This window comes from Citrobacter sp. wls615 (assembly GCF_005281355.1).
Classification (GTDB): Bacteria; Pseudomonadota; Gammaproteobacteria; order Enterobacterales; family Enterobacteriaceae; genus Citrobacter; species Citrobacter werkmanii.
This window is the reverse complement of the sequence record NZ_SZXM01000006.1, coordinates 61,894-79,841: the sequence shown is the minus strand read 5'-3', so window position 1 is coordinate 79,841 and position 17,948 is coordinate 61,894. Positions and strand designations below refer to the sequence as shown.

15 protein-coding genes are annotated in these 17,948 nt (G+C 53.3%); 7 read left to right on the top strand and 8 right to left on the bottom strand.

Annotated features, from left to right (window positions below):
• Positions 1 to 119 precede the first annotated feature (119 nt).
• From acs to actP, 3 genes are all read left to right on the top strand, one after another.
• Complete coding sequence (gene acs, locus FDX04_RS02750) at positions 120 to 2,078, top strand: acetate--CoA ligase (RefSeq protein WP_137370421.1); 1,959 nt, start codon at positions 120 to 122, stop codon at positions 2,076 to 2,078.
• Positions 2,079 to 2,389: 311 nt separating this feature from the next.
• The gene (locus FDX04_RS02745) at positions 2,390 to 2,704 is read left to right on the top strand and encodes a DUF485 domain-containing protein (protein ID WP_006688274.1); all 315 of its coding nucleotides are present in this window, start codon (positions 2,390 to 2,392) and stop codon (positions 2,702 to 2,704) included.
• Positions 2,701 to 4,350, top strand: a complete 1,650-nt coding sequence (gene actP / locus FDX04_RS02740) for a cation/acetate symporter ActP (protein ID WP_137370420.1) — start codon at positions 2,701 to 2,703, stop codon at positions 4,348 to 4,350. The genes FDX04_RS02745 and actP overlap by 4 nt, the downstream gene beginning before the upstream one ends.
• 45 nt (positions 4,351 to 4,395) lie before the next feature.
• Here the strand turns inward: actP and FDX04_RS02735 are convergent, their stop codons facing one another.
• Together FDX04_RS02735 and FDX04_RS02730 are read right to left on the bottom strand one after the other, a co-directional pair.
• Positions 4,396 to 5,085: an LrgB family protein gene (locus FDX04_RS02735; RefSeq protein ID WP_137370419.1), complete on the bottom strand. Its 690-nt coding sequence runs from the start codon at positions 5,083 to 5,085 to the stop codon at positions 4,396 to 4,398.
• A complete protein-coding gene (locus FDX04_RS02730) occupies positions 5,078 to 5,488 on the bottom strand; it encodes a CidA/LrgA family protein (RefSeq protein WP_042312969.1) in 411 nt (136 codons plus the stop codon). The genes FDX04_RS02735 and FDX04_RS02730 overlap by 8 nt, the downstream gene beginning before the upstream one ends.
• 101 nt (positions 5,489 to 5,589) lie before the next feature.
• On the opposite strand from FDX04_RS02730, the gene FDX04_RS02725 reads away from it, so the two are divergent.
• Positions 5,590 to 6,480 carry a LysR family transcriptional regulator gene (locus tag FDX04_RS02725; protein WP_038636290.1) on the top strand — a complete coding sequence of 297 codons (891 nt, stop codon included), beginning with the start codon at positions 5,590 to 5,592 and terminating at the stop codon, positions 6,478 to 6,480.
• A gap of 74 nt (positions 6,481 to 6,554) precedes the next feature.
• On the opposite strand, the gene FDX04_RS02720 is transcribed toward FDX04_RS02725, so the two are convergent.
• The 4 genes from FDX04_RS02720 to soxR form a co-directional block, all read right to left on the bottom strand.
• Positions 6,555 to 7,046, bottom strand: a complete 492-nt coding sequence (locus tag FDX04_RS02720; RefSeq protein ID WP_137361117.1) for a transposase — start codon at positions 7,044 to 7,046, stop codon at positions 6,555 to 6,557.
• Between the two features lie 188 nt (positions 7,047 to 7,234).
• A complete protein-coding gene (locus FDX04_RS02715) occupies positions 7,235 to 8,881 on the bottom strand; it encodes a Na+/H+ antiporter (RefSeq protein ID WP_061382687.1) in 1,647 nt (548 codons plus the stop codon).
• 156 nt (positions 8,882 to 9,037) lie between these two features.
• Positions 9,038 to 10,387: a guanine/hypoxanthine transporter GhxP gene (gene ghxP, locus FDX04_RS02710; RefSeq protein ID WP_038636284.1), complete on the bottom strand. Its 1,350-nt coding sequence runs from the start codon at positions 10,385 to 10,387 to the stop codon at positions 9,038 to 9,040.
• Between the two features lie 582 nt (positions 10,388 to 10,969).
• On the bottom strand, positions 10,970 to 11,428 hold the full coding sequence (gene soxR / locus FDX04_RS02705) for a redox-sensitive transcriptional activator SoxR (RefSeq protein WP_003826630.1): 459 nt from the start codon (positions 11,426 to 11,428) through the stop codon (positions 10,970 to 10,972).
• 86 nt (positions 11,429 to 11,514) lie between these two features.
• Here soxR and soxS point away from each other — a divergent pair, with 86 nt between their 5' ends.
• Positions 11,515 to 11,838: a superoxide response transcriptional regulator SoxS gene (soxS, locus tag FDX04_RS02700; protein WP_005132611.1), complete on the top strand. Its 324-nt coding sequence runs from the start codon at positions 11,515 to 11,517 to the stop codon at positions 11,836 to 11,838.
• A 2-nt stretch (positions 11,839 to 11,840) separates the two neighbouring features.
• Here soxS and FDX04_RS02695 read toward each other — a convergent pair whose 3' ends face one another.
• The gene (locus tag FDX04_RS02695; RefSeq protein ID WP_137370418.1) at positions 11,841 to 13,427 is read right to left on the bottom strand and encodes an EAL domain-containing protein; all 1,587 of its coding nucleotides are present in this window, start codon (positions 13,425 to 13,427) and stop codon (positions 11,841 to 11,843) included.
• A 552-nt stretch (positions 13,428 to 13,979) separates the two neighbouring features.
• Here FDX04_RS02695 and FDX04_RS02690 point away from each other — a divergent pair.
• Positions 13,980 to 14,261, top strand: coding sequence for a YjcB family protein (locus tag FDX04_RS02690; RefSeq protein WP_038636276.1), 282 nt, complete (start codon positions 13,980 to 13,982; stop codon positions 14,259 to 14,261).
• A 64-nt stretch (positions 14,262 to 14,325) separates the two neighbouring features.
• Here the strand turns inward: FDX04_RS02690 and ssb1 are convergent, their stop codons facing one another.
• Complete coding sequence (ssb1, locus tag FDX04_RS02685; RefSeq protein ID WP_003826621.1) at positions 14,326 to 14,850, bottom strand: single-stranded DNA-binding protein SSB1; 525 nt, start codon at positions 14,848 to 14,850, stop codon at positions 14,326 to 14,328.
• Between the two features lie 251 nt (positions 14,851 to 15,101).
• On the opposite strand from ssb1, the gene uvrA reads away from it, so the two are divergent.
• Positions 15,102 to 17,924, top strand: coding sequence for an excinuclease ABC subunit UvrA (gene uvrA, locus FDX04_RS02675; RefSeq protein ID WP_137370417.1), 2,823 nt, complete (start codon positions 15,102 to 15,104; stop codon positions 17,922 to 17,924).
• Positions 17,925 to 17,948: the final 24 nt, after the last annotated feature.

Here is a 17,948-nt window from a genome sequence, read left to right as displayed (position 1 = left end):
ATTTGCACAATTCGTTTATTGCGTGATCTGCCGCCCAAATACTAAACAAAACTCGCAAAGCCCCTACATTTAACGTTTATGCGACATATTATTAACATCCTACAAGGAGAACAAAAGCCATGAGCCAAATACATAAACACGCTATTCCCGCAAACATTGCGGATCGTTGCCTGATAAATCCGGAGCAGTACGAAGCGAAGTACCAGCAGTCTGTTAACGAACCCGACACATTTTGGGGCGAGCAGGGAAAAATTCTTGATTGGATCAAGCCGTACAGCCAGGTGAAGAACACCTCGTTTGCGCCAGGCAACGTCTCTATTAAATGGTATGAAGATGGCACGTTAAACCTGGCAGCGAACTGCCTTGACCGTCACCTGCAGGCAAATGGCGATCGTACCGCCATCATCTGGGAAGGCGACGACGCCAGCCAAAGCAAACATATTACCTACCGCGAGCTGCATCGCGATGTCTGTCGTTTTGCCAATACGTTACTGGATTTAGGCATTAAAAAAGGTGATGTAGTGGCAATTTATATGCCGATGGTGCCGGAAGCTGCGGTCGCCATGCTGGCCTGTGCCCGTATTGGCGCGGTGCATTCGGTCATCTTCGGTGGTTTCTCACCGGAAGCCGTCGCCGGACGTATTATCGACTCCAATTCACGCCTGGTGATCACCGCCGACGAAGGCGTACGCGCCGGGCGCGCTATCCCACTGAAAAAGAACGTGGATGATGCGCTGAAAAATCCAAACGTGAAAACCGTTGAACATGTGGTCGTCCTCAAACGTACCGGAGGTAAAACGGAGTGGCAGGAAGGCCGTGACCTGTGGTGGTCCGATCTTATCGAGAAGGCCAGCTCAGAACACCAACCGGAAGAAATGAACGCGGAAGATCCACTGTTTATCCTGTATACCTCCGGTTCAACCGGCAAGCCGAAAGGCGTGCTGCACACTACCGGCGGGTATCTGGTCTACGCCGCAACCACCTTTAAGTACGTGTTTGATTACCATCAGGGCGATATCTATTGGTGTACCGCTGACGTGGGTTGGGTAACCGGACACAGCTACCTGCTGTACGGTCCGCTGGCCTGCGGCGCAACCACGCTGATGTTCGAAGGCGTGCCAAACTGGCCTACCCCGGCGCGTATGTCGCAGGTTGTGGACAAGCACCAGGTCAATATTCTGTATACCGCACCGACCGCCATTCGCGCACTGATGGCAGAAGGCGACAAAGCGATTGAAGGTACTGACCGTTCGTCGCTGCGTATCCTGGGTTCCGTTGGCGAGCCGATCAACCCGGAAGCGTGGGAGTGGTACTGGAAGAAGATCGGCAACGAAAAATGCCCGGTCGTCGATACCTGGTGGCAGACCGAAACCGGGGGATTCATGATCACCCCACTGCCGGGCGCTACCGAGCTGAAAGCCGGTTCTGCAACCCGTCCGTTCTTTGGCGTACAACCTGCGATTGTCGATAACGAAGGTAATCCGCTGGAAGGCGCGACCGAAGGCAACCTGGTGATTATTGATTCGTGGCCAGGCCAGGCGAGAACGCTGTTTGGCGATCATGAACGTTTTGAGCAGACCTATTTCTCCACCTTCAAGAATATGTACTTCAGCGGCGACGGCGCACGCCGTGATGAAGATGGTTATTACTGGATCACCGGACGCGTGGACGATGTGCTAAACGTCTCTGGTCACCGTCTGGGCACGGCAGAAATCGAATCGGCGTTGGTGTCGCATCCGAAGATTGCCGAAGCCGCGGTGGTCGGTATTCCGCATAATATTAAAGGCCAGGCGATCTACGCCTACGTCACGCTGAATCACGGTGAAGAACCGTCGCCTGAGTTGTATGCCGAAGTTCGTAACTGGGTACGCAAAGAAATTGGCCCGCTGGCAACGCCAGATGTGCTGCACTGGACCGATTCACTGCCGAAAACCCGCTCCGGCAAAATTATGCGACGCATTCTGCGCAAAATCGCGGCGGGCGATACCAGCAATCTGGGCGATACCTCAACCCTCGCCGATCCAGGCGTCGTTGAGAAACTGCTCGAAGAGAAGCAGGCCATCGCGATGCCATCATAACCATAACCGTGAAATGCCCGATGGCGCGCTGCTTATCGGGCCTACAAATCCTATCCCTACCCCTCCCCTGAGCGGGAGGGAAATATAAAAACCCTCCCCCAAAGGATTTCGTGTTACAGGAAGGCGGCAAGCGAGCACATCCTCAGGAGCATAGTTCACTATGTGACTGGGGTGACAAATCTGTCTGGAACAGATTTGAACGTTACTTGTAACGGCCCCACCGGGGCGAGGCCCAGGGATGGGCCGAGTAACGAGTGCGGCCAACGAACCTGTAGCGCGAAAGACGCAGGGGACCTCTGGAGAGCTCTGTGATGAATGACAATATTTATCAGCGGATAGAAGACAGTGCGCGTTTCAGGGAGTTAGTTGAAAAAAGGCAACGGTTTGCCACCATTCTGTCCATCATCATGCTGGCAGTTTACATCAGCTTTATTTTACTGATTGCCTTTGCGCCTGGTTGGCTGGGTACTCCGCTGCACGCGGGAACCAGCGTCACCCGGGGTATCCCGATTGGGGTCGGCGTGATCCTTATCTCCTTCATCCTGACCGGGATCTATATCTGGCGGGCAAACGGTGAATTCGATCGCCTGAACAATGCGGTTCTGCACGAGGTTAAAGCATCATGAAGAGAGTCCTGACGGCGCTTGCCGCCACGCTGCCCTTCGCCGCAAACGCGGCGGATGCTATAAGCGGAGCAGTCCAACGCCAGCCAACCAACTGGCAGGCGATTATCATGTTCCTGATTTTCGTCATCTTTACGCTTGGTATTACCTACTGGGCGTCTAAGCGCGTACGTTCGCGCAATGACTATTACACCGCTGGCGGTAACATCACCGGTTTCCAGAACGGGCTGGCGATTGCGGGCGACTATATGTCTGCTGCATCGTTCCTCGGGATTTCCGCGCTGGTCTTTACCTCCGGTTATGACGGACTGATTTACTCGCTCGGCTTCCTGGTCGGCTGGCCAATTATCCTGTTCCTGATTGCTGAACGTCTGCGTAACCTTGGTCGCTACACCTTTGCCGACGTGGCCTCTTATCGCCTGAAACAAGGTCCAATTCGTATTCTCTCGGCCTGTGGTTCCCTGGTGGTGGTCGCGCTGTATCTGATCGCGCAGATGGTCGGCGCGGGTAAGCTGATTGAGCTGCTGTTTGGCCTGAACTACCACATTGCCGTCGTACTGGTTGGCGTATTGATGATGATGTATGTCCTGTTTGGCGGCATGCTGGCAACCACCTGGGTACAGATCATCAAAGCCGTTCTGTTGCTGTTCGGCGCCAGCTTTATGGCCTTTATGGTGATGAAGCACGTTGGCTTTAGCTTCAACAATCTGTTCACCGAAGCGATGGCGATACACCCGAAAGGTTCAGCCATTATGAGTCCGGGCGGGCTGGTGAAAGATCCGATCTCCGCGCTGTCGTTAGGTCTCGGCCTGATGTTTGGTACGGCGGGCTTGCCGCACATCCTAATGCGTTTCTTCACGGTCAGCGACGCCCGCGAAGCGCGTAAGAGCGTGTTCTATGCCACCGGTTTTATGGGGTATTTCTACATCCTGACCTTTATCATCGGCTTTGGCGCGATCATGCTGGTTGGTGCCAACCCTGCGTATAAAGACGCTGCTGGCGCGCTTATCGGCGGTAACAACATGGCGGCGGTACATCTGGCGAATGCGGTGGGCGGGAACCTGTTCCTCGGCTTCATCTCGGCAGTGGCGTTTGCCACCATTCTGGCAGTGGTTGCTGGTTTGACGCTGGCGGGGGCATCGGCAGTTTCTCACGACCTGTACGCCAACGTATTCCGCAAAGGCGCAACCGAGCGCGAAGAGCTGAAGGTATCGAAAATTACCGTACTGGTGCTGGGTGTGATTGCTATCGTGCTCGGCGTGCTGTTCGAAAACCAGAACATCGCCTTCATGGTGGGACTGGCATTTGCTATCGCAGCCAGCTGTAACTTCCCTATCATTCTGCTCTCCATGTACTGGTCAAAACTGACCACGCGTGGCGCAATGATGGGCGGCTGGTTAGGTCTGCTGACGGCCGTCGTGCTGATGGTGCTTGGCCCAACAATTTGGGTACAAATCCTGGGTCACGAAAAAGCCATTTTCCCGTATGAGTATCCGGCGCTGTTCTCCATCAGCGTAGCGTTCCTCGGGATCTGGTTCTTCTCTGCTACCGATAACTCAGAAGAAGGTAACCGCGAACGCGAGCAGTTCCGTGCTCAGTTCATCCGTTCCCAGACCGGGTATGGCGTAGAACAAGGTCGCGCGCACTAATCTTCCCTCTCCTCCGGCTTCCGGGCCGGAGGATTACTGCCTCTCTCAGAACATCAGCCTTGCAACCAGCGGCGCTACCAGCACCATCACCACGCCAGAAAGCATCATCACCAGGCTAGCCACTACGCCCTCCTGTTGGCCAAGCTCATATGAGCGAGCCGTGCCTGCGCCGTGCGATGCAGCGCCAAAACCTGCGCCTTTCGCCATCCCTTCGCGAATAGAGAGCCGCAAAAACAGCACATCGCCGACCGCCATCCCGAATACGCCAGTCACGACCACGAACAATGCCACCAGATCCGGTTGACCACCCAATGGCTCTGCCGCCGCCAGCGCAAATGGCGTAGTGACGGACCGCACCGCCAGACTGCGCTGAATTTCATCAGGCAGCATAAACAGGCGCGCCAACCAGACGGAACTGGTGACCGCCACCAGGGTCGCCGTAACCACACCCGCCGTCAGCGACATCCAGTGACGTTTAATCACGGAGAGGTTGTCATAGACCGGAACGGCGAAGGCAATGGTTGCAGGACCTAGCAGCCATAGCAGCCAGTGCGATTCACCAATATAGTTTTGCCAGGAGATATGTCCAAAGACCAACATCAGCACCAATAGCGCCGGAGTAAGCACTAACGGCATCAGCGGTAATTTACGAAAGCGGCGATACAGGCGCTTGTTGGCAAAATAGATGCCCAGCGTAATCACCAGACACAGCACGCTTAACTGGAAATTACTCACGGTTTAACCTGCTCATTTCATAGCGATACACTTTATCCACGACCCATGCCGTTGCGCCAAGCACCATCATCGTACTTAGCGCAATAACGGCAAAAATACGCCAGCCATCAACCAGTAGCAGTTGCGTATAGTTAACGACGGCGACCACCGCCGGGACAAAAAACAACAGCATTTCAGCCAGTAACCAGCGAGCACCCGCGCGGATCCAGTTCAGCGGGATAACCCGGCAGACAATCAACGCCAGCATCAGCACCATCCCAACCAGGTTGGCAGGAAGCGGCAGATGCAGCCAGGAGACAAGGTATTGAGCAAAAACAAAGAGACCTGCGTACAACAGAACCTGAACGGGGATCTGGAGTCGATGAATAACGGCAGGCGTCACGCGGCTTATCGCCACAGCCATGAGGGTATGTCCTTAAAAAATAGAGAGCGCCAGTATAGAGAGCCCCCGTCCAGGACTGAAATGAATTAAAATCATTGCAGGCATAGTCTTAAGGAATAATCATGGATATCAGAACGCTGCGATATTTTGTTGAGGTGGTGCGTCAGCAGAGCTTTACCCGCGCAGCGGAGAAGCTCTTTGTCACCCAGCCCACCATCAGCAAAATGTTGAAGAACCTTGAAGACGAGCTTAATTGCACGTTGCTCATCCGCGACGGGCGGCGGTTGTTGTTAACCGATACCGGACAGGTCGTGTTCGAACGCGGCCTGGCGATCCTCGCCGAGTTTCGCCAACTCGAAGCAGAACTCAGTGACATTAATCACCTCAACAAGGGAATACTGCGCCTCGGTATCCCGCCCATGGTTGGTATGTTGATGGCTGGCCCCATCAGCCTTTTTCGCCAGCGTTATCCCGGCGTGGAACTGAAGGTGTCTGAATTTGGCGGTTTAACCGTCCAACAGGCGGTGATGAACGGCGATCTGGATGTTGCGATGACCGCGCTACCGGTTGAAGAAGAGAGCGGTCTGGCGACCTTACCGCTTTTCAGTCATCCGCTCTGCGTGCTGGTCCCCCGCTCCGGTCAATGGACAACGTGCGACTCCATTTCCCCCGAAGCGCTGGCGGAGCATCCGCTGCTTATCTACAACGAAGATTTCGCGTTGAGCCGTCAACTGCTTGAATTGTTTAACCAGCACAACGTAAAACCGCGTATCGCTGTGCGTAGCGGACAGTGGGATTTTCTGGCGGCAATGGTCCAGGCCGGCGTCGGGATCGCCATTTTACCGGAGCCGATTTGCCAGCGACTGGATAAGCAAACGCTGCGCTGGATCCCTCTGGAAAGCGACTTACGCTGGCAGTTGGGCATGATTTGGCGCGAAGGTGTGTATCTGTCGCACAGCGCTCAGGCGTGGCTGAAATGCTGCGAAGGGTTTTGGTTAACGCAGGAGTCGTAAAATGCCGGATGCGGCGCAAACGCCTTATCCGGCCTACATCGTGCGACCCCGTAGGTCTGATAAGCGTAGCGCCATCAGGCACGTTCACCCGCATTAAAATCCATTATTTCACCTGCCCAATTTTGCGGGAACAAACCACGCCTCACATCGCGATGAAATGTTGAAAAAGGCCATGTCTGTACCTGTTTTACCCACCCGTGCTTCACTGGGTTAATGTAAATATAATCAACATGCTGGCGATAATCGTGCTCATCGCGGAGAGTGTGTTCCCAAAAGCGAGGTTGCCAAACATGTCGGGCAGACAATGATCGGGTGAAATGCTTCTTAATTTCCCGCCAGCGGGATGAAAAATCAGCGTCATTTTCAGGCAACGTCCAGATGCAATGCATATGCTCAGGCAATACGACCCAGGCATTGATCCGAAATGGTCTGGCCGTTTTGACCGCAGCGATTGCACACCGAAGCGCGTGAATGTTGGCTGTCAGAAGCTGGCTTCGACGGTCCTGCAGATTCACCGTAAAAAACCAGGTTCCTCCGTTGATGTAATTTCGTCGATAGTTGGACATGTTTCCCCCTTTTCTCAACCGTATGGAGAAAAGAGGGAATCGACAAGACAAGCAGATCAGTTCAGGAAAGCGGCTCGCAAATTACATGATGGTTAATTTTATGTAGGCCTGATAAGCGCAGCGCCATCAGGCACATCTTTCGCCGGATGCGGCGCGAACGCCTTATCCGGCCTACATCGTGCTACCGTTTATTGGTTCTCGATCAACAGCGCTTCCAGCAAATCCAGATCGTGCAATAGCTTTTGCAGCGTTTCATTGCTGATTTCACGCGTGGCGCGCAGATGATAAAGCTCGGCGCGTTCTGAACGCAGCGCCGCCAGACGGAACCGTCGCTCCAGGTTCTCTTCCTGCATTGAGCTTTCTACATCGTTTCGCCCATCGGCGCGACGACGCAGGTTACCAATGACACGGGAACTCACCTCGGTCAGCAGCTGATTATCAATGTTCTCTTCGCTATCCGCAGCCAGACGCTCCTCCATTTTCTGGATCGCGACAATCGCTACTTCCGCCGTGGCAGCGCGGGCAATGCGCTCCTCTTTTTGCTGTTGCGAATGGTCCGCTACTTCCAGATGTTGCAGCAGAATCGGCAGCATCACCACGCCGACAAACAGCGAGAACAGAATCACGCCCGCGGCGAGGAAGATCAGTTCATAACGCGCCGGGAAGCCGCTACCATCCGGTAACAACAGCGGAATGGAGAGCACACCGGCGAGGGTAATAGCCCCGCGAACGCCCGCAAAGGAGGCAATCAGGATTTCACGCGTTGTCCAGGAGCCAAACTCCATCGGCTTTTTCTTCAGGAAGCGCAGGCTGAACTTCTTCATGGTCCACAGCCAGCCAAAACGTACCAGCATCAGCGCGGCGTAAATCAGCACGATATCGGTAAACAGCATCCAGATTTCAACGTTCGGATCGACTTCTGCCGCCGCCAAAGATGACTCCAGAATTCCCGGCAACTGCAGTCCTAACAGTAAGAAGACCATGCCGTTAAACACAAATTCCAGCATCGCCCAGGTGCTGTTAGCACGTAAACGCATCGCCAGCGGCGCGCGGCGCATCACGCCGGAGCGGGTAATCGTCATGCCGGCAGCGACCGCCGCGAGGATACCTGAAACACCAATGTGTTCCGCAATCAGATAAGACGCAAACGGCAGCAGGAACAGAAGGACGATTTGCGTTGCTGGCTCATCACCGCCCCAGCGGCTAAGAAAACGCAGGGAGCGTCCGTATAACCAGCTGACGACAAAACCGGCGAGGATGCCGCCAATCGCCACTTTGAAGAACTCAACCGTCGCACCACCGACGGTAAACACCATCGTGCCCATCGCCACGGCCACGGCAAATTTCAGTGAGACCAGGCCGGACGCGTCGTTCATCAAGGCTTCGCCCTGCAGGATGCCCATGATTTTCTTCGGGATACGCCCCTCTCCCACGATACCGGAAAGCGCGACGGCATCGGTTGGCGACAGCACCGCAGCCAGCGCAAAAGCCGGAATGAGAGGGATCCCCGGCACCAGCCAGTAAATCATAAAGCCAATCCCAACCACCGTGACCAGAACCAGCGCCAGCGCAAGGCCGAAAATCTCTCGCCCGTGCTCCAGAAACTCACGCGTTGGCGTCTTCCAGCCATCGGCAAACAGCAGCGGCGGGATAAACAGAACCAGAAACAGCTCAGGATCGAATTCCACATGCAAACCAAACGTCGGCCACGCCAGCAAGGCGCCGATGGCGATCTGCATAAGGGGTAATGGGAGTTGGAAGGGCAATACGCGAGTAAATACCCCCGACAGCGAGACCACAAGGGTCATGATGAGTATGGTGAAAAAGATTTCCATGCGTTCCCTGTTTGCGATGTTTCTTATGATTGGTGATAAAGGCGTCGTGCCTTAATTCTATCTACTTGAGAGTAACGCAAAAGACAACGAGTGTGTTCTGAAAATAAAAACGGGCGGCCTGAGCCACCCGTTTTCAGGAGCGTCATCGAAGCAAAATCAAATAGCCCAACCGCCCGCGTAGAAGGCCACCAGCGCGATAGCAATCACCACCGTACCGATGTTCAGTTTGCGCCATTCGCCAGAGACAATGCGACCAATGACCAGGGTAGCAAAACCAATCATAATGCCGGTAACAATGTTACAGGTCAGCACGATAAATACAGCAGTGACCAGACCCGCCATCGCGTCGACAAAGTCAGCAAAGTCGATTTTCGCCACGTTGCTCAGCATCAGCAGCCCCACATACATCAGCGCAGGCGCCGTTGCGTAAACAGGAACAAGATAAGAAAGCGGAGAAAGGAACAGGATCAGCAGGAACAATACGCCAACGGTGATCGCCGTCAGGCCAGTTTTGCCACCTGCCGCCGTACCCGCTGCGGATTCAATGTAAACCGCCGCTGGTGCGGCCCCTACCAGACCAGAGAACACGCTGCTCAGGGAGTCGGTGGTCAGCGCTTTGCCGCCATCGATAATTTGTCCGTCTTTATCCAGCAGATTCGCCTGTCCGGCTACCGCGCGGATGGTTCCGGTCGCATCGAAGACAGCGGTCATGACCAGCGCCAGCACGCTCGGCAGTACGATCGGGTTCAGTGCGCCCATAATATCCAGGCTGCCAATCAGCGAGTTGCCGTTTTCATCGCTCAGAGACGGCATGGCAAAAATACCGGAGAAATGCACGGCCGGATCGAAAATCAGGCCGACGATGGAGATACCGATAATGGTCAGCAGGATGCCGCCCGGTACTTTCAGTTTTTCGAGACCAATAATCACCGCCAGACCAACCAGCGACATAATCACCGGGAAGGTATCGAAGTCGCCCAGCGCAACCGGCAGGCCATCCAGCGGGTTCTTAATAACCAGACCAACGCCATTGGCCGCAATCAATAGCAGGAACAGGCCGATACCAATCCCCGTACCGTGCGCAACGCCCTGCGGCAGATTGCGCAGGATCCAGCTACGGATACCGGTCGCAGAAATGATGGTAAACAGAACCCCCATCAGGAACACCGCGCCCAACGCCACAGGCACGCTAATATGTTGTCCCAGCACCAGGCTGAATGCGGTAAACGCGGTCAGCGAAATGGCGCAGCCAATCGCCAACGGCAGGTTCGCCCACAGGCCCATAACAATAGAACCGACGCCCGCAACCAGACAGGTTGCCACAAACACAGCGGCAGGCGGGAATCCGGCTTTACCCAGCATCCCCGGAACGACGATAACGGAGTAGACCATGGCCAGGAACGTCGTTAATCCGGCAACGACTTCTTGACGAACGGTACTGCCGCGATGCGAAATTTTAAACCAGGCGTCGAGTGAGCCGCCGGTACGCGCTGAAGGCGTAGACATAGAAAACATCCCCTGAGAGTTTATTTTTTCGTCATTATGCGTGGTGGACAATCCACTGCCTGCTAAACGATTTCTCCATGTGCCAGCTTTGCGTCAATAGGGGTGTCGCAAAAAAGCAAACGTTTAGCTCCGCGCATAAAAAACGGGTGATAAAAAAAAGCAAACGATTATCCAGCGATCATACGTTGGTTTTCAACTGAACTTTGCCGCTTTTTACTCATTTCTTCTTATAATGCGCAAGAAATAGCCAGACGATGCGCAAACGTTATCGTCAATGCGCAATCTGGCAACAAATTTCGCTGAGTTATTACAAGATTTGCATTTATTTTTCACGTCTGCTCGCGCAAAAAAATGCATGAAGATGCGGAAAATTTTTTGGCTAAAAAGCAATCAATTCACTGGCAAATAGAACGGGGTGGCTTACACTTACTTTATCAACACAGACCGGAACCTCCCCAAACGTGCTCGACTGAGGGGTGTTGATGTCGGGGGAAACCCTCCCGTGAACCAACGGGATAGAGTGAAAGACAAAGACCGGAACCAAACTAAAGCGCCCTCTGTGGCGCTTTAGTTTTATACCAATCAATCGTCTTCCAGCAGGCGCGCCCCGGTCCCCTGCTCGCCAAGCTGATCGCCGGGGTTACGCAACGGGCAATCACTGCGGGATAAACAGCCGCAGCCAATACACCCATCCAGTTCATCGCGTAACGCCACCAGAGTATGAATGCGTCGGTCTAACTCCTCGCGCCATTGCGAAGAGAGTTGCTTCCACTCTTTGGCGCTGAGCGAATGCCCTTCAGGTAATACGCCTAACGCGTCGCCGATGGTGGCCAGTGGAATGCCGATACGTTGGGCAATCTTGATAATCGCTACATAACGCAACACATCGCGTTTGTATCGACGCTGATTGCCGCTGTTGCGCATACTGCTGATTAATCCTTTGCTTTCATAGAAATGCAGGGTCGATACCGCCACACCGCTACGCTTTGCAACTTCACCTGGCGTGAGCAGCGCTTTTATCCGGGGTAATTTCTTTTCCATAAATCGCTTTACCTCAAGTTAACTTGAGGAATTATACTCGCCCACAGACAAAACGACGAATCGAACACTGAGAAAGAGGCAACTCTATGTCCCATCAGCAGATTATTCAGACCCTTATTGAATGGATTGATGAACATATCGATCAACCGCTGAACATTGAGGCGGTTGCGAAAAAATCAGGTTACTCAAAGTGGTATTTGCAGAGAATGTTCCGCACGGTGATGCGCCAGACGCTGGGTGACTACATCCGCCAACGTCGGCTTCTGCTGGCCGCCGTTGAACTACGGACGACCGAACGGCCTATTTTCGATATTGCGATGGATCTTGGCTATGTATCGCAGCAAACCTTCTCGCGCGTATTTCGCCGAGAGTTTGATCGTACTCCCAGCGATTACCGCCACCGCCTGTAAAATTATTGCCCGCTCTGCGTCAGTATGGCGGGCGAGCGTTTTATCCAATCCATGAACTCCTGCGGCGGCAGCGCCTTCGCAAAATACCAGCCCTGGCAATACTGTACGCCGCGTTCAAGCAACCACGCGATTTGCTCCGCCGTTTCCACCCCTTCCGCAACCGTCTTCAGGTTTAAGCTTTGCGCCATCTCGATGATATGTTCGGCAATCAAGTGACTGGTGCTGTTAGTGGCCAGCGTGCTAATAAACGATTTGTCGATCTTCAGGATATCGATATTCAATGCTGACAAATTATGGAGGTTAGAATATCCCGTGCCAAAATCGTCAAACGCCACTTCAAAACCGGCCTGGCGGAACGCCTGGATGATGGGCGTCATTTTATGTACATCGATAAAGCCACGCTCTGTAACCTCAACTTTAATTTGCTGGGCCGCCACGGAGTACTCATGATTTTTTTCAGCAATCAGGGCAATCAGTCGTGATGAATGAAAGTCAGAAGCAGAGAGGTTAATCGAGATAGACAACTGAGGATTCGCCGAAAGAAAATACCCCAAATCGTTGAAGACTTCCTCAACAACGTAATCCGTGATCTGCTCAATCATTCCCTCTTTTTCCGCCAGCGGAATAAACTCCGTTGGGCTCATCACCTCACCTTTACAGCCTGGCCAGCGTAGCAAAGCCTCCGCCCCGACACATTGTCCATTTTTGATGTCAATGATCGGCTGGTAGTACAGGCAAAGCTGACGTTTCTTGATCGCACGTTTTAATAAGCGGCGGGGAGAGAGATATTCCTGACGCGTGCGCCACCACATGAGCAGTATCAGGATGCTGCAGATAATCCCAAAGGGGATCGTTAACGCCGCCTCATGATAGAAAATCTGATTCACACGAGCGTCAGAGATCGAAACAATAATCGCGATGGGTCGTTTTTCTGAATGTACGATGGTATAGAAGCGCTCGCCCTGCTGGAATGTTGAGGCCTCATCGCGTATCAGCGGCGAGAATTGCGCAATATTCGCCCCTTCGCTGGAAGAGAAAAAGGTATCCGTTACCGTGTCATACACCCCCCATGACAGATCCGGATCATCTGACATGACTTCGCTGTAAGATAATGGATTGATGACGACAACGTAGTTTCCCCGTTGCATGTACGTCATTTTGTAGCCAGCGAAAAAGGGGGTATCGCGGTAGTAATAGATGGAGACGTCCGGCGCGCGTTTATAGTCGGCTGTCGCCATAATATATGGGACTCGCGGCATCATTGACGTAGAGCACAAAAAATGATCGCCCTGCGCATAAATTAGCTCACTGATATATAAACGACCACGAATAATATTCAGCATACTTTTCTGATGGGCAGGAGTACACATCTTACCCTGGTACAACTGGGCCATATCACGCGCTAAATCGGCCTGGAAGATCACCAATTCCGTTTTATTTAACACCAGTTGAGCAAAAGAGCTGAGTTGATTACGGGTTTCGGACATCGCCCGGATGTGAGCAAACCATAACGCCAGTACCACGGGGAGCAATACCACCATGAATGTTCCGAAGAACTTCAGCATCTTGCGTCGCGCACTGTGATTCATGTCAGCCCTATTTCCCTGTTTCGTATATGCCAGAACCCATTAGGCGGGATGCTATAAACACTGACTGATTAAGTTGCATGAATCTATCATTATTAGCAACAGACTTCTCTATGTAAAAATCTGATAATAGTTGATGATGATATTATTTTTCCGTAAGGCAAACTTAAAGTTATGCTTATTTCATAACATTATTATCAACAAGTAGTAATTTTTTATGAGCATTATCCTGGTCGCGTTTAAGAAATTCATTAAATTTTTTAACGAATAATTTAGGATAAACATAACAGGTAATTAATATGCATCTTTTTATTAGATTATTTGTTATCGGTTTTTTTTATTAAACATAACCATATAGAAAGCATGGCTATTACCTTGCAAAAATAACCTCTAACACTGGTGAACAAACGAGCAAATGTGATATAGTTCACACAATTCATGTAACAGAAACAATGTTTCATTCGTGTTATTGCCCGTCGAGAGCCAGAGTACTACACCCTCGGTGAACACCCCCGCGCTGTCATGGGCATCAAGACTTTCTGAGGACGTTTTTTCATGGCAACGATAACAACTGGCGTGGTTCTTCTGCGATGGCAGCTACTCAGCGCGGTGCTGATGTTTTTAGCCAGTACGCTCAATATCCGTTTTCGTAAATCAGATTATATTGGCCTGGCCGTCATTAGTAGCGGTTTGGGACTGGTTTTCGCCTGCTGGTTTGCAACCGGGCTGCTCGGCATAACCCTGGTGGATATGTCCGCAATCTGGAAGAACATTGAAAACGTGATGGTTGAAGTGATGAGCCACACACCGCCAGACTGGCCGATGGTGTTAAACTGATAAAAATTACATATGGCTACCCCTGTTTTGAGGTAGCCATAATTTTTCGTATAAAGCAGAAAAGTTAGAACGGAATATCGTCGTCGAAATCCATCGGCGGCTCGTTAGACGGCGCTGCCGGAGCTGACTGCTGCGGGCGAGACTGCGCGCCGCCGCTGAACTGATTGCCGCCCTGCGGCTGCTGAGGCTGACCCCAACCACCCTGCTGCTGACCACCGCCTGCCGGAGCGCCACCACCCTGACGGCCGCCCAGCATTTGCATGGTGCCGCCAACGTTAACCACAACTTCAGTGGTGTACTTTTCTACGCCGGACTGATCGGTCCATTTGCGGGTACGCAGCTGGCCTTCAATATAGACCTGAGAACCTTTACGCAGATATTCGCTGGCTACTTCTGCCAGTTTGCCGAACAGCACAACACGGTGCCATTCAGTCTGCTCTTTCATTTCGCCGGTCGCTTTATCACGCCAGGATTCGGAAGTAGCCAGCGTAATGTTGGCAACTGCGCCACCATTCGGCATATAGCGTACTTCCGGGTCCTGGCCCAGATTACCGACGAGAATCACCTTGTTTACGCCTCTGCTGGCCATGATCGTGTCTCCTGAAAAACGTTACTGAATAAGTGTAAGCGCGGGATTGTAGCATTTCCAATAGCGCTTTTACTACGTTGCGAGGTCGATTCCAGTAAACAACCCCGGACAGGCATTGTTGCACAAGCATCTGCGTTTTGCATTCCAATACTGTATATCCATTCAGGTCAGGTTGTGTCATAATTAACCGTTTGTGATCGCCGGTAGCACCATGCAGCCAGGCAAAAAAGCGTTTAATCCGGGAAAGATGAATGGATAAGATCGAAGTTCGGGGCGCCCGCACCCATAATCTCAAAAACATCAACCTCGTCATCCCGCGCGACAAGCTGATTGTCGTCACCGGGCTTTCGGGCTCAGGCAAATCTTCGCTCGCTTTCGACACCTTATATGCCGAAGGGCAGCGTCGTTACGTTGAATCCCTTTCCGCGTATGCGCGTCAGTTTCTGTCGCTGATGGAAAAGCCGGATGTCGACCACATTGAGGGGCTGTCTCCCGCCATCTCAATTGAACAAAAATCGACGTCCCATAACCCGCGATCCACGGTAGGTACGATTACCGAAATTCACGACTATCTGCGCCTGCTGTTTGCCCGCGTTGGCGAACCGCGCTGTCCGGATCACGACGTTCCCCTGGCGGCGCAGACCGTGAGTCAGATGGTGGACAACGTCCTGTCGCAGCCGGAAGGTAAACGTCTGATGCTGCTGGCGCCGATTATTAAAGAGCGTAAAGGGGAGCACACTAAAACGCTGGAAAACCTGGCAGGCCAGGGCTATATCCGTGCCCGTATCGACGGGGAAGTGTGCGACCTGTCCGATCCGCCCAAGCTTGAGCTGCAAAAGAAACACACCATCGAAGTGGTGATTGACCGCTTTAAAGTACGTGACGATCTTACCCAGCGCCTGGCGGAATCGTTTGAAACCGCGCTGGAACTGTCCGGTGGTACGGCGGTGGTTGCCGATATGGACGACCCGAAAGCGGAAGAGCTGCTGTTCTCCGCCAACTTCGCCTGCCCGATCTGCGGTTACAGCATGCGCGAACTGGAACCGCGTCTGTTTTCATTCAACAACCCGGCGGGCGCATGCCCGACCTGTGACGGCCTCGGCGTACAACAGTATTTCGATCCTGACCGGGTGATTCAAAACCCGGAACTGTCGCTGGCCGGCGGCGCTATCCGCGGCTGGGATCGCCGCAACTTCTACTACTTCCAGATGCTTAAGTCACTGGCGGAACACTATAAATTCGACGTCGAAGCCCCATGGGCAAGCCTGACCCCCACCGTGCATAAAGTGGTGCTGTACGGTTCCGGTAAAGAGAATATCGAATTTAAATACATGAACGATCGCGGCGATACGTCCGTACGTCGCCATCCGTTCGAAGGCGTATTGCACAATATGGAGCGCCGTTATAAAGAGACGGAATCCAGCGCAGTACGTGAGGAATTAGCCAAATTCATCAGCAACCGCCCGTGCGCCAGCTGTGAAGGGACGCGTTTGCGCCGGGAAGCCCGTCACGTATTTGTCGAGAATACGCCGCTGCCCGCAATTTCCGACATGAGCATCGGCCATGCGATGGATTTCTTCAACAACCTGAAGCTTGCCGGCCAGCGAGCGAAGATTGCAGAGAAAATCCTGAAAGAGATTGGCGATCGTCTGAAGTTTCTGGTTAACGTCGGCCTCAACTACCTGACGCTGTCGCGTTCAGCGGAAACGCTCTCCGGCGGCGAAGCCCAACGTATTCGCCTGGCGAGCCAGATCGGCGCGGGTCTGGTCGGCGTGATGTACGTGCTGGATGAACCGTCTATTGGTCTGCATCAGCGCGATAACGAACGTCTGTTGGGCACGCTCATCCATCTGCGTAATCTGGGTAATACCGTGATTGTGGTCGAGCACGATGAAGATGCGATTCGCGCCGCTGACCACGTTATCGATATCGGCCCGGGCGCTGGCGTTCACGGCGGCCAGGTGGTTGCCGAAGGGACGCTCAATGACATCATGGCGGTGCCTGAGTCGCTGACCGGCCAGTACATGAGCGGTAAGCGTAAAATTGAAGTACCGAAACAGCGCGTGGCAGCCGATCCGGAAAAAGTGCTGAAGCTAACCGGCGCACGCGGCAACAACCTGAAAGATGTCACCCTGACGCTGCCGGTTGGCCTGTTCACCTGCATTACCGGGGTTTCCGGTTCGGGTAAATCGACGCTGATCAATGACACGCTGTTCCCGATTGCACAGACGGCGCTGAACGGCGCCACGCTGGCTGAACCTGCGCCGTACCGCGATGTTCAGGGCCTGGAACATTTCGACAAAGTGATCGACATTGACCAAAGCCCGATTGGTCGTACTCCGCGATCCAACCCGGCAACCTACACCGGTGTGTTTACGCCGGTGCGCGAACTGTTCGCTGGCGTACCAGAATCCCGCGCGCGCGGCTACACGCCGGGTCGTTTCAGCTTTAACGTTCGCGGCGGACGCTGTGAAGCCTGTCAGGGCGACGGCGTGATCAAAGTTGAAATGCACTTCCTGCCGGATATCTACGTGCCGTGCGACCAGTGTAAAGGCAAGCGCTATAACCGCGAAACGCTGGAGATTAAGTACAAGGGCAAGACCATCCACGAAGTGCTGGATATGACCATTGAAGAAGCACGCGAGTTCTTCGATGCCGTCCCGGCGCTGGCGCGTAAGCTACAAACGCTGATGGATGTGGGCCTGACGTATATCCGTCTCGGCCAGTCGGCCACTACGCTCTCCGGCGGCGAAGCGCAGCGCGTGAAGCTGGCGCGCGAACTGTCAAAACGCGGCACCGGGCAGACGTTGTATATCCTTGATGAGCCGACCACCGGTCTGCATTTTGCGGATATTCAGCAGTTGCTGGACGTGCTGCATCAGTTGCGCGATCAGGGCAACACCATCGTGGTGATTGAGCACAATCTGGACGTGATTAAAACGGCGGACTGGATTGTCGATCTCGGTCCGGAAGGCGGTAGCGGCGGCGGGGAAATTCTGGTCTCCGGCACACCAGAAACTGTCGCCGAGTGTGAAGCTTCACACACGGCACGCTTCCTCAAACCGTTGTTGTAATCATGCCCAATGGCGCAGCGCTTA